The sequence below is a fragment of the Clostridium sp. MSJ-8 genome (assembly GCF_018918325.1).
In the GTDB taxonomy this organism is placed as follows: domain Bacteria; phylum Bacillota; class Clostridia; order Clostridiales; family Clostridiaceae; genus Clostridium.
The window spans coordinates 65,948-79,302 of the sequence record NZ_JAHLQH010000043.1; the positions used below are offsets into that span (position 1 = coordinate 65,948).

Here is a 13,355-nt window from a genome sequence, read left to right on the forward strand (position 1 = left end):
TCCTTTTACTAATCCCAATTTTTCCAAAACGCTTGGTTATGTTTCCATAAATAATTTAATCTATCTATATCTCTTTCTGTATCCATACATGCCCATAATCCATCATGCTTATACATAGCCATTTTGCCTTCTCTAGCTAACTTCTCAAAAACATCATACTCAAGATCACAGCTATCATCTGTTGTAAGATAACTTAATAGCTCCTTATTAAAAACCATAAATCCACCATTGATATAACCTTGTGAAGTTTGAGATTTTTCTTCAAAAGATGTCAATTCATCTCCTTCTAGCTTTAATTCTCCAAATCTAGCAGGAGGATGAACCCCTGATATTGTTACAATCTTTTTATTTTCTTTATGAAATTTAATAAGCTTATCTATGTTAACATCTGAAACACCATCACCATATGTAAGTAAATTGATACCATCATCAAGATATCTTTCTACCTTCTTTAGCCTTCCTCCCTTTAATGTTTCATAGCCGGTATTAACTAATGTAACCTTCCAATTATTTTCTGAATAATCATTATGAAAATCAATGCTGTCATTAGAATAGTCTATTGTAAAATCATTTCTTATAGTTTTATAATTTAAAAAATAATCTTTTATAACTTTCCCCTTATATCCTAAACAAATTATAAATTCATTTATTCCATATTGAGAATACATTTTCATTATATGCCATATAATAGGTTTCCCACCTATCTCCACCATTGGTTTTGGCGTAAGCTTTGCAATTTCACCTAACCTTGTCCCATAACCTCCAGCTAGTATTACTAGTTTCATAACTTTATTTCCCCTTATACATTTTTTAACAATATTCATTTTTTTATAACATTGTTCAATCTATATTACCATTATAGTCCATGCTAAGCTAAATTGTGTTAATTTTCTATTAACAAAATATAAACCTTGCTTAATATCACTATATATTTTGGAACAAACTAGTTATATACAATTTTATTCACTCACTTTAATATCACACTTCTTTTAGATTAATAATTCAATTTGTTTAGATAAAATAAAAAAGTTTATTACAACTTTTTTATTAACATTGTAATAAACTTAATATACATTTTATTAAACTATTTCTATCATACACAAAACTAAATTGAATTCCTCAATATATTTAATGCATTTTTAGGTATATTATTAGTCTGCACTGTTATAGCCCTAGCTGCATCTATTAATATTTTTGTTCTTGAAAATTCTACTATCTCTTCACCTAGATTAGCATCTCTTATATTACTTTCAGCTCTTTGTAGATTATAAGAATTGTTATCTATATTTTCCGATGTATTTTCCAACCTACCACTTATTGCACCATATTTTCCTCTAACATTTGCAATTGTAGCCACTGCCGCAGTAACAGTATCAATATATTTAGTCGCATCCCCTTTAGTTACATCTATATCACTCAACAAGTTACCATCCTTATCTTCTAGTAATTTTGTTGATATTTTAAAATATGGCATTTCCATTCTCTCATCCTTTAAAAATCCAGTAATAACTGTCCCATTCTTAACTACATTACCATTCTTACCTGCATTCGGATTATTACCTTCTGTATTAAGCATAGCCACACCATTAAAACCTGTATCTTTTGTAATTTGATCTATACCAGCTTTCAATTGATCTATTTCATCTTGAGTTGCTTTTAAATCTTCTGGTGAATTAGTTTCATTAGATGCCTTTACAACCAATTCTTTCATTCTAACTAATATATTACTTATTTCATTAAGTGCTCCTTCTGCAGTTTGTACCATAGATATTCCATCTTGAACATTTCTACTAGAACTTTCTAGAGATTTTATCTGCAATCTCATCTGTTCACTTTGAACTATCTTATTAGGGTTATCTTTTGCACCAACTATCTTCAAACCTGTACTAATTCTATCAATTACAGAACTATTATCTCCTAACGAATTCTTATATGTTCTATATATAGATAATGAATTCATATTATGATTTAATCTCATATTATCCCTCCAACTTACAGTCTATGTTATATTATCGTAATTATTATTCAAAACTTTATTATCTTATAAGTATAAGTAAATACTCCATAGTCCATAAACCTATCTCATCTAATTTCTTTATTGTTGCATCCAAGTATGCTTTTGAATTATCAACTATTCTAGACAAAATATATATATTTTCTTTTATTTTATTTATGTCTATTTCACCATATTTTATATATTTTAATAAATTCATTGCTTTTAGCAGCATATAACTTATTGTTAATTCTCTTATAATATTGTTGTTATCTGATTTAAAATAATATTCATATATATAATATACAATATAGTTTTCATATATATAGTCATATATATGATATTTTTCATCATATTCTTTTTCTATATCCTTCCATTGTTTAACTACTGTTTGCATTTCATTTCCTTTAATGAAGTCCTTAAATATTTCACAGCATTCTTGTAACTCTGTTTCTGACTTATCATTTGATAAATATAAACTTAAAACTCTTATTTTAACTTCTAATATTGGCTCTATTTTATTTAGTTCATTAATTATTTCTTCTGAATTCATTTCTTTCTTAATACATTGAATGATTCCTTCTATTGGCTTTCTTCTTCCTTGCTTTAATGGTGTTGCTATTTCATTCTGAGCCCTTAATATGAAATATAGCCTCTTCCATAAAGATATAGTTCTATATTGTGCTACATCTATATAGAAACCTCTTACTTCAAAGAATAAATCATATAGTTTCTTATCAATATAATTATTTTTTATAAGTAATTCTAAATCATTTAATTGCTCTTCTCTAAATACAAAATCTAACGGTTCAGTATGTTCACATAAAAATCTAGCTGCTTCCGGGCATGACATAATCAAATTTTTTTCACAAAAATCATTATATTTCTTTATTAACCTTGGATATATTTTACATGTCAAGCACATATTTTCCTCTCCCAATTCACTATATACACTACATAAACCATCCTCTGTTAAGAGCATACATCTTCCATCTTCATTTAATTTAAATTCTGCATACCATGTATTACTTTTATTCTTTCTATTATTAAGTGTTATCGAATTCTTTAATCTTTCACCATATTTTCCTCTTACGCTTTTATATCTTTTATAGCTAAGTTCATCTATTGTAATATTCCATCCCTTACAACATGTATTCTCACATTTACTACCAACACATTTAAATTCATCATAATAACTTGGTTTTAAAACCTTATATACCCTCTCCATATTTTCTCCTTTTATACTATTCATTTTCTACATTTATCTACTTAATAATATATTATCGTTCTTTGCATTAATAACTTTATTTTTATACTCAAAAAAGAGATCTCCATATTTAATGAAGATCCCTTAATAAACTTCAACATTATATTATTGTAATAATTGAAGAACTCCTTGTTGCGATGAATTAGCTTGTGCAAGCATTGATTGAGCAGCTTGTTGTAATATGTTCTTGCTTGAGAATGTCATCATTTCCTTAGCCATATCAACATCTCTAACTCTACTTTCTGATGCTTGAGTATTTTCTGAAGCATTATCTAAGTTAGCAATTGTATGTTCTAGTCTATTTTGATATGCACCTAATTTAGATCTACCAGATGATACATTCTTCAATTCAGTATCTACAGTTGAAATAAATGCAGTAGCTTTAGCTGAATCAGCAACTTGAGCACTCTTACCATTTAAATTAGTTACAACAGCATCAAGCTTAATACCAGCAGTTGTAAAATCTAATTCAGTTATTTGATCTTTATTAGCACCAACTTGAATTTTAACTTTACCAGCTGTTCCAGCTGATCCATTTAATAATTTTTGTTCATTGAATTCAGTATTATCTTTTATTCTACTTAATTCTGCACCTAATTGATCTATTTCATCTCCAATTGATGTTCTATCAACTGATACATTTGTATCATTTGATGCTTGTACTGCTAATTCTCTCATTCTTTGGATTATTGAGTGAACTTCATTTAAAGCGCCTTCAGCTGTTTGTATCATAGATATACCATCTTGAGAGTTTCTTGAAGCTTGATCTAGTCCTCTTATTTGAGCTCTCATTTTTTCTGAAATTGATAGACCTGCAGCATCATCTCCAGCTCTGTTTATTCTTAAACCTGAGCTTAATTTCTCCATTGATTTTGCTTTTGCACTGTTGTTAATTCCCATATTTCTATGAGCATTCATTGCATTTAAATTGTGGTTAATAATCATAATAAATTCCTCCTTGATTTTAACAAACATGACATCCATGTCATTTGTATATATTTTTTTAAACAAGCACAATGCTTGTTATTGGCTTTTATTTTCCTTACATACCATATTTCGTTACTTCATTTAATTTCTTTACATTTATTATATTAATAGATTGTAAATAAATTAAATATAATTTTGAATATGTATTACTTTAAATTTTGACTCATATCTATTTACTTTATCGTTATAATCAAATAGATACTTTATATATTGTTTTGTAAACAAATGGTTAACCTTTTTAGTTTTCTTAAATAATATATTGTCATCCTTTACATTATTAGTTTCGTTAAATTTATCTATAACTTTATAATTTTATTGTGAATAATTAGTTAACTTTATATATATTTTATTAATGGCGTAAAAAATAAGAGGAAAAATCCCTCTTATTTCTTTATACATGCCTACTAAATAGGTTAGATTGTCTATTAGTTGAAGAATATGCTGAAAAGGCCTGTTTTCCCACTTTTGCCTTATTTATTTTATCTTTTACAAATTTTAAACTATCCTTTAAACATTGTTCTAATTCAGCATCATCTTGATTTATGTTTAAGTTTTTATATATTTTTTCTTTGTCTATTCCTATCATATCTACTTTAGATATTTTTTCTATAACCAATTGCCTCTTATTCATCATATCACTTATATCTTTATCTCTCTTAACATCATTAATCATAATCCTAGTAATTCTCTTATATTCTTCAAATAATTTATTAATCACTATGAACTTGATCCTCCAAACATCGAAGATAATGATTCCATCTGTGAATTATAACTATTCATAGCTTTCTCTATAGAAGCCCACTTTGTATACAATGCCTGTTCTTTATCACTAAGTTGAGAATTCAATTGACTAATCAATGTTTCATATTGAGAGATACTTGTCGATAGAGTATTCTGTGTAAAATATCTTGTTCCTGTATAACCCGCCTTTTGTATTAGAGCTGATTTACTTGAAGACTCAAATTCATTATATAATATATCCTTTAATCTATATGCTATACCTTGTTGATTATACTTATCAGTTCCTGTAGCACTACTGTCTGGTACTTGAGCAAACAGCTTCATTACATCTTCCATATTGTTTTCTAATGCTGCAGTTAATTTTTCTTCATCTACTGTAAATGTGCCAGATTTAGTTCCACCATAATCACTAGATACAGTTATACCTATTTGCTCTAAATAACTAGAGCTTCCAGAAACAGTTGATGTCATAGCACTTCTCATATTAGTGACTATTCTTGATAAATCTCCATCATTTCTCAATTGTCCGCTTTTAACCTTTTCTTCCCATAACGATACTTCTTTTTCTGTCATTTCTTTCTTTTGATCATCAGTCAGTGGTGCATAATTTCTATATTTCTTTTCTGTTAATAAAGTATTCAATTTTTCAACAAAAGAATTATAATCATTGATAAAATTAGTTATTGTTTCCTTTGCTGCTGATACATCTGTTCTTGCAGAAATAGTAACTTTATCATTAGCTTTAGCTGATGAAATGTCAAAAGTTATTCCATCTAATGTAAAAGTTTTTCCTGCCTCATTAATAGTAATCTCTCCTCTAGGTCCATTCACTACAACAGATGCCTTACCACCAACTGATGAATTTATTGCAGAATTGCCTGTTGTATCTACATATTCATCTGTAATTGTTCCATAACTATAAGTAAATTTTTTTTCAGCAAGTGTAAGTGTATCATTTTCCTTAATTTGTATATTAATCTTAGAATAATCATTTACGTCTCCATTGGAATCTTTTGGCAATTCAGTGCTAAATCCTGCTGCTGCCAACTTACCACTTATAGTAGAGGTAACAATTCTTGCTTTTTCTTCTCCTAATTGTTTTATTTTCTCATCCTTAGCCGATTGATCTAAAACATTATCATTTTGTACACTCTCAATTTCTTCATCAAGGCTTTTTACTGAATTCTTGATTTCTTCAGATTTAACTCGAATGGTTTTATCTCCATACTTAAATTCTAAATCTTGATTATTATTTAATAGCATACTAACATCTAATGTTGCTACAGAATACCCGTCTGTATTACTAGTAAGTGTTCCTTGTGACAATTCTGTAAATTGTTCTGGTTTGTATACACCTTTGGTAATGCTAAAACTATTATCTCCAAATTCATTTGCTTCAATTATTATTTTTCCTTTATTAAAATCTGTAGTATAAGCTGATAATCCATATGCTTTTATTTTATCATTTATTATATCAGCCTTTTCTTTATCACTTTTCTGTGTTCCATCACTATTTGTTAATTCATCATTACGAATTATAATATTGGTACCTTTTATATTAATATTCATATCTCCTGTCAATTCATCATTTGTCAACTCCATGTTTGACTTTGTACCTTCTGATTTTACCTCTACTGTATAATTACCTTTAACTGCACTAGCACCTGAAGTTGCTATTATAGAATATTCATTGCTAGATGTACATGAAACAGAAGAATATAATGATGAATTTAATAAGTTTTTAGATTTTGCCATATCAAAATATTTATCATATAGATTTCTTCCTTCACTTATTATATCTCTATACAATTGTTGCTTTATTTCTAATATTTCTTTTTCTTGTGTTTTCTTGGTTATTTTACTCTTATATGTTGCTAAAGAAGCCTCTACAATACTGTCTATATCCATTCCTGTTGCTAAACCAGTTATTCTGTTTGAACTAGATGCCATAACTACCACCTCCACATTTTATTTTATTCCTTTTGCTTTCTTGTATGTTTCATGCCATAATTCTCTAACATTTATTATTAATGGCATAATTTCTTCTAATATATTTATATCTTTTTTCATATTAGTTTCTACTAGCTTATCATAAATGAATCTATATACTCTATATAATTGTTCAGCCCAATCTCCTGCTTTTCTATCAAGTGATGCAGATAATTCTGAAAAAATGTCTTGAACCTTTATTAAACTACTATGTGCTTTTTGTATATCTTTCTCTCTTAATCCCTCCTCAGCTATCTTAGCATATTTAACAGCACCATCTACTAACATTAATAATAATTGTTCCTTGGAAGCATAATTTACACTATTATTTTTATAAACGCTATACCCATTTGCATACATAACCCCACCTACTCTCTTCTATCTATAAATATACCTTTTGAATCGCATTCTTCTTCATCAAGAATAGCATTTATAGATAAATCTTCATAATTATATCCTTCTACGGTATAATATTTCTTTTCTTTTCTATTATCCTTTCCTTTCTCATCATTTCTTCCTTTGTTACTTTTACCACCAATTCCTCTCTCTTGTACTTCATGAACTAAATCATCTTTTGTATCCATATCTATTTTATTTCTCAAATCTGTTTCCACTTGATTTAACTTATACATAATCTATGCCTTTTTATCCACTAGTATGCCTGCAGCCTTGCACATTGATGCAACTGCATCTAGTAATTTTTCTGGTGGAACTTCCATAATTATTTTTTTAGTTTTATCATCAACTATCTTTATAAGTATTCTATATGAGAAAGTCTTATGAACAGAATATTCTGCATGTATCTTTTCTTCTTTTAAAAACTTATTTACTTCATCAATTTTTTTATCTAGTTCATCATTACTTTTTATCAATTGCTCTTCTTTTTTATTATCTCTTTTTTCCTTAGTAAACTCACTTTTAACTTCTGTACTTACATTCATATCAGTATTGGTTCTATTAAGACTACTCACTTCCATACTTGTTCACCTCTATTCTATTTTAACTTCTTTAGAATACTAAAATCAGTAAGATTAGCACTTTTATTTTCTTCTCCAACAGCTAGATATAACTCTTTTCTTAATATCTTTAATTCTTTAGGCGCATCTATTGCTATCTTAACACTGCCATCATTTAATTTGGCTATTGTAATCTCAATATCATCTCCTATCAATAGAGATTCTCCTTCTTTACGTGCTACAACTAACATATTAATTTCTATCCCTTCATTAATGGTTGTTTAATCATATATTTATCTTTATCTAATATCACCTGTTCAGCTAAATTATTCTTAGTATTAATAATAATAGGTGCTCTAAAATTAGTAGTTGCCTTTCTCATATCTGAATTAACAGTAACTGTAGTATAGATTAATACATCTTTTTCAGATATAATACTTAATCTATTAACAACTTCCTCTGACAAATCTATCTCATATTTTTCATCTACATAAAAAGGTGAAGTAACTACTATACTAAAATCTTTTTCATCACAAGATCTCAATATCTTAAAATATTCATTATCTTCTATATCTTCTATAATATAATCTTTATACTCTTCCAGACCTATCAGACCTTTTTCAAAAGTAATATTCATAATTTACATATCCCCTATCTTATAGATAATCTAATAATGTTTTAGGTAAAATTTGTGCACTAACTTGCAATGCTGCTTGATATACAGTTTGTAATGTTGAAAATTCTATAGACTTCTCTGCAAAATCTATATCTTCTGTCTTAGATAATATATCAGTCATATTATAACTATCATCTTCATTTTTAGATTGTGCTGACTCCATTCTATTTTGTTTTGCACCCACCTCTGATCTAAACCTCAACATATTAGTTATAACAGAATCTAAATCTCCCAAATTTTCATCTAGTACCTTTTCATTATCTGTTGCAGAGTTTAAATTTCTAGCAATGTCCGTCATTAGCTTCATAACATCTATATTATTTCCATTTGAATCTTTAACCATAAGTAAATCTGTTACTGTAACATTATATTCCATAATAACACTAGAGGATATTTCCGTAGAGAATTTCGAATTCATCATACCTAATTGATTTTTTGCATTATTATAATCATCTCCTATTAATAGTTGTCCATTAACATCTACAGGTTCACCTTGATCATTAATCAAAATTTTATTTCCTTCTTTATCCGCAAATGATAAGACAGTATTACCATTAATATCTTGATCTATAGATAATGGTTTTGATGCTGTTTTTGTTCCACCAAAAACATATTTTCCATCAAAGTTTCCATTTAATATCTGACCTAATTCTGCAATTCTTTCATTAATTTCATCAGAGATAGCTGCTCTTTCATTACTCCCATACCCTGCATTTCCTGATGAAACCATAAGTGCTCTTATTCTCTGAAGAACATTACCTGCTTGTCCTAATGCTTCATCTGTTGTATCTAGCCAATTTAATGTATCCTTTATATTTTCATTATATTGTGTATTAGCATTTATTTTTGTATTTAATTGCATTGATCTTGCTACCTTATAAGGATTATCTGATGGTCTATTAATAGACTTTCCAGTGGTTAATTGATTAATAATACTTTGCATATTATTAAGGTTAGTAGTTGAATCTGTCAAATATCTATTACTAATCATTTTATTTGTAACTCTCATTTATCTCACCTCTTATTTCTTTAATCCATTTACTACTACATCTAATAATTCATCTACTGTTGATATTATTTTGGCATTAGCACTATATGCATGTTGATATTGTATAAGGTTTGCCATTTCCTCATCTAGCGATACTCCTGATACAGAAAGTCTGCTATTTTCAAGTTCAGTTAACATGGTATTTTGATTATCTACAACTCTACTTGCTTCTTGTGCTTGAACTCCAAGCCTGTCTACAATATCTTGGAAATAAGAATCTAATGTTGTCCCATCAGAATCGCGTTCTAATTGCATTCCATTTACATCATTAGCAGCAAATTTCAAATTGCTTCTAGATTTAACACTATTACCTATACTTTGAATACTTAATAATTGATCTCTCAATTGTGCTATAGAAAGTGCTCTAGATCCATCACCTTCACCATTTGTATCTAATTCTTTAGTATTAATTTTCATAACATTATCTATTAGTTCTTTATTTATAGTTATATTCTTTGCTGTTATTTTGCTCTCAGCTTGTAATACAACATCTTTGGTCATTAATTCATTATTACTATTATATCCAGCGACATCTGCATTTACAAAAAAAGGCATATCATCTTGTAAAGGATCAGTCTTTCCACTATGAATAGCATTTATAGAATAAGCTATAGCTTGAGCAAGTTTATCTAAATCATCCATATAATTCTGTATATCATCTTGAACAGAAACATTTCCTCCTATTGTTCCATTGCTTTGATTAAACACCTTTAATTCTGAAACATCAACCACTCCATTGTTTCGTATCTCTGTTCCATCAGCTTTTATTGCATATCCTGCTTCATTAGCCCATATTAGCCTATTTTGGATCAATTTTTGAGCTTCTTCTTCAGTTAATCCTGATACTTTTAATGTTGTTTTATTGCCTTCTGATGTTGAATCACCTAACTTATAATAAGAAATTGTATAAACTCCTGGATTATTCATATCTGCATCAATAGAACTAATATATGATAGTCTAGCTCCTATATTAGTCCCATCAGAACTAACAAAAGTTGAACTAACCATTCCATTGTTATCAACTGCTGAAACATTAATCCCATCATATTTAGTAGAATCTACTCTTATATCAAACATTTTACTTAATTGATCTAATAGTAAATCTCTCTTGTCCATCAAATCATTTGCATTTTGCCCCGAAGCACCTACTCCTTGTATCTGAAAATTCAAATCATCTATTTGATTCAATATACTATTAACATCTACTGCATTGGTTTTTAAGGACAATTGAGCATTTTGTTGTAAATCCTCTAATTTTTTATAAGTTGCATTCAATGCATCTGTCAATGCAACTGTTTGTTGAACAACTACTGTTCGCATACTTGAATTACTAGGTTGTTTAGATAACTCTTGCCAAGCATCAAACATCTTCCCTATAAGAGTTGATATGCCCTTATCTGAAGGTTCATTTAATATAGTTTCAATTTGATATAATATATCATCCTTTATTTCAGCCTTACCTAAAGTACTGTTTTCTCCTCTCACTTGATAATCTAAGAATTTATCTCTTATTCTCTCTATAGCTTCAACTTGTGAACCTGTTCCTACTTGTCCATAACTATAACTACTAGATGGTCTAGCAGTTACTATTTCTGCTCTTTGTCTAGAATAACCTGATGTATTTGCATTTGCAATATTATGTGATGTAACATTTACAGAAGTTTGTGAAGTATTAAGTCCACTTCTTCCAATATTTAATGTTCCAAATAATCCTGACATATAATTATTGACCTCCTCTATCTCTTAATATTTCCATATGAATTATAAGTTGTAACATCTCTTCTAGGATTTATTATATTCAACATATTAGTTGCAAAACTAATTTGTTGTTTTATTAATAGTTCATTAGTGTCCTTTTGAAGTTTTACTTCAAAAAGTGTACTATTAATGCTTCTATATGCCTCTTCCAAATTTTTATTTTTAGATTTTTTTACAACGTCTTTCACACTTTCACTACCTAATATTTTTCTTCTCTCTATCTCTATCTCTGCAACTTCTTTGTTACATGCTTTTATTTCATCTACAATCCCCTCTAGTTCAAAAACCTCTTTTTTCATAATTAACTGATATTGTCTATCAAGAAGCCCCAAAAGCTTTTTTAAAGCTACTTCTTCATTCCCTATTATTCCAGCTAATTGTTCATAATTCATATATTATCTCTCCTCATGCTATCTATCATGCTCTTGGCAGTAAGCTTTGCATCAACTTCATAAGTTCCATTTTGTATTTTTTCTTTTAATTCTTGTATTTTTGCTTCCCTATCTACATTATTATCTTCTATTGAAAAACTACTTAATTCTTTTCCTAATTCAGAAATTTCTATTGTATCTTCATTTTTTACAATTTTACTTTCAGTTAAAGCAGTCTTATTAACCTTTGTATATCTAGTATAAATATCGTTATTTGTTCCTATTCCTTGAATTTTCATGATAAATCCCTCCATACTTAACGTTCTTAGTATATTATCGGATTTATTTCAAGTATATTTAGTGTTTTTTAATATTTTTTTATTAAAAATTTCTTACTTCTTTTACACTTTGTTAACATTTGTATCTTTCATTTTTCTACATTTTGTGATACTTTACTTATTTATTTCTTCTATTCTTCTTCTGGATTTATCATATTTATTACTTTTTCTATAATATTCAAGGGCTTTATTCTTATTTCCTAAGCATTCATATATAACACCAATATTATAATAAGCTAGATAGTCATTAACGCCTTCCATACTCGAATACTTAAATGTTGTTGCTTTTTCAAATTCTCTAACTGCTTCTTCAAATCTAGCATTATTCATATATATAAGCCCCATAAGAAATACAAAATCTGCACTGCCACTAAATTCATCATATATACCTAATAAATTCAATGCTTTATCATACTGTTGACTATTAATAAGAGCATACCCGTATGTTTCTACCATATCTATTACATATTCTAGCCTGGTATCTAAATCATAATCCATAGCCTTCTCAAAATATCTTATTGCTTCTTCATAATCTTCTTTCATATAAAAACTTTTTCCTAATTGGAATAGAATATATGGATCGTCACCATTTACATTAAGTTCTTCTAACAACAAATCAATATTTCTAGTTATTTTATCTTTTCTTACAATTTCGCCATCTTCATAGCCTATATGATTAATTAGAACTGGAATATTATATGTATCATAATTATGTTTATCATAAGCAACAATTTGTTCATGAATTCTGCCTTCATAATGATAATATCTTTTATCAAATAACCTACTAACATCTCCTATTATATTTCTTCTTTCTCCATTAATTGTAATATAATTATGTATTTTTAACCTTCCAACCTTATTTCTATCTAAGCTTCTCAGGAGTTCCTTCATATTTATATTTTGAACTATTTCATCTGCATCTAATACAAGTATATAATTATTAGTTGCTTGTTCTATAGAATAATTTCTTGCACTACTGAAATCATTACACCACTTATAATGGTAAACCTTATCAGTATACCTTCTAGCTATCTCTACTGTGTTATCTGTAGAGCCTGTGTCTACTACAACTATTTCAAATTCATACTTCGATATAGCATCTAAGCACTTCTTTAGATTATCCTCTTCATTCTTTACAATCATACATAGTGATATCATAACTTAACCCTTTCTACACAATAACTTATTATTACTTATATTATGACTATTTTGTTTACAATTGTTAATAGAA

16 protein-coding genes are annotated in these 13,355 nt (G+C 28.1%); all 16 read right to left on the reverse strand.

What is annotated here, in order from left to right:
• Nucleotides 1-8: 8 nt before the first annotated feature.
• Nucleotides 9-785, reverse strand: a complete 777-nt coding sequence (gene rfbF / locus KQI77_RS09830) for a glucose-1-phosphate cytidylyltransferase (protein WP_216390258.1) — start codon at nucleotides 783-785, stop codon at nucleotides 9-11.
• Nucleotides 786-1,105: 320 nt separating this feature from the next.
• Nucleotides 1,106-1,978: a flagellin gene (locus tag KQI77_RS09835; RefSeq protein ID WP_216390259.1), complete on the reverse strand. Its 873-nt coding sequence runs from the start codon at nucleotides 1,976-1,978 to the stop codon at nucleotides 1,106-1,108.
• Between the two features lie 58 nt (nucleotides 1,979-2,036).
• Nucleotides 2,037-3,221, reverse strand: coding sequence for a flagellin lysine-N-methylase (gene fliB / locus KQI77_RS09840; RefSeq protein WP_216390260.1), 1,185 nt, complete (start codon nucleotides 3,219-3,221; stop codon nucleotides 2,037-2,039).
• Between the two features lie 144 nt (nucleotides 3,222-3,365).
• Nucleotides 3,366-4,205 (reverse strand): flagellin, encoded by an 840-nt coding sequence (locus KQI77_RS09845; protein WP_216390261.1) that lies wholly within the window; start codon nucleotides 4,203-4,205, stop codon nucleotides 3,366-3,368.
• Nucleotides 4,206-4,638: 433 nt separating this feature from the next.
• Entirely contained in the window at nucleotides 4,639-4,965 is a 327-nt protein-coding gene (locus KQI77_RS09850) for a hypothetical protein (protein ID WP_216390262.1), read from the reverse strand.
• The gene (fliD, locus tag KQI77_RS09855) at nucleotides 4,965-6,938 is read right to left on the reverse strand and encodes a flagellar filament capping protein FliD (RefSeq protein WP_216390263.1); all 1,974 of its coding nucleotides are present in this window, start codon (nucleotides 6,936-6,938) and stop codon (nucleotides 4,965-4,967) included. The genes KQI77_RS09850 and fliD overlap by 1 nt, the downstream gene beginning before the upstream one ends.
• An 18-nt stretch (nucleotides 6,939-6,956) precedes the next feature.
• Complete coding sequence (gene fliS / locus KQI77_RS09860; RefSeq protein ID WP_216390264.1) at nucleotides 6,957-7,337, reverse strand: flagellar export chaperone FliS; 381 nt, start codon at nucleotides 7,335-7,337, stop codon at nucleotides 6,957-6,959.
• An 8-nt stretch (nucleotides 7,338-7,345) separates the two neighbouring features.
• Nucleotides 7,346-7,609, reverse strand: a complete 264-nt coding sequence (locus KQI77_RS09865) for a hypothetical protein (protein WP_216390265.1) — start codon at nucleotides 7,607-7,609, stop codon at nucleotides 7,346-7,348.
• A gap of 3 nt (nucleotides 7,610-7,612) precedes the next feature.
• On the reverse strand, nucleotides 7,613-7,954 hold the full coding sequence (locus KQI77_RS09870) for a flagellar protein FlaG (protein WP_216390266.1): 342 nt from the start codon (nucleotides 7,952-7,954) through the stop codon (nucleotides 7,613-7,615).
• Nucleotides 7,955-7,971: 17 nt separating this feature from the next.
• Nucleotides 7,972-8,184 carry a carbon storage regulator CsrA gene (gene csrA, locus KQI77_RS09875; RefSeq protein WP_216390267.1) on the reverse strand — a complete coding sequence of 71 codons (213 nt, stop codon included), beginning with the start codon at nucleotides 8,182-8,184 and terminating at the stop codon, nucleotides 7,972-7,974.
• Between the two features lie 8 nt (nucleotides 8,185-8,192).
• The gene (gene fliW / locus KQI77_RS09880) at nucleotides 8,193-8,570 is read right to left on the reverse strand and encodes a flagellar assembly protein FliW (protein ID WP_216390268.1); all 378 of its coding nucleotides are present in this window, start codon (nucleotides 8,568-8,570) and stop codon (nucleotides 8,193-8,195) included.
• Between the two features lie 19 nt (nucleotides 8,571-8,589).
• Complete coding sequence (flgL, locus tag KQI77_RS09885; protein ID WP_216390269.1) at nucleotides 8,590-9,618, reverse strand: flagellar hook-associated protein FlgL; 1,029 nt, start codon at nucleotides 9,616-9,618, stop codon at nucleotides 8,590-8,592.
• A 12-nt stretch (nucleotides 9,619-9,630) separates the two neighbouring features.
• Nucleotides 9,631-11,376 carry a flagellar hook-associated protein FlgK gene (gene flgK, locus KQI77_RS09890; RefSeq protein WP_216390270.1) on the reverse strand — a complete coding sequence of 582 codons (1,746 nt, stop codon included), beginning with the start codon at nucleotides 11,374-11,376 and terminating at the stop codon, nucleotides 9,631-9,633.
• A gap of 17 nt (nucleotides 11,377-11,393) precedes the next feature.
• Nucleotides 11,394-11,807: a flagellar protein FlgN gene (locus tag KQI77_RS09895; protein ID WP_216390271.1), complete on the reverse strand. Its 414-nt coding sequence runs from the start codon at nucleotides 11,805-11,807 to the stop codon at nucleotides 11,394-11,396.
• Nucleotides 11,804-12,085 carry a flagellar biosynthesis anti-sigma factor FlgM gene (gene flgM, locus KQI77_RS09900; protein WP_216390272.1) on the reverse strand — a complete coding sequence of 94 codons (282 nt, stop codon included), beginning with the start codon at nucleotides 12,083-12,085 and terminating at the stop codon, nucleotides 11,804-11,806. Before flgM ends, KQI77_RS09895 begins: the two co-directional genes overlap by 4 nt.
• A gap of 153 nt (nucleotides 12,086-12,238) precedes the next feature.
• A complete protein-coding gene (locus KQI77_RS09905; RefSeq protein WP_216390273.1) occupies nucleotides 12,239-13,282 on the reverse strand; it encodes a glycosyltransferase in 1,044 nt (347 codons plus the stop codon).
• Between the last annotated feature and the right edge of the window lie 73 nt (nucleotides 13,283-13,355).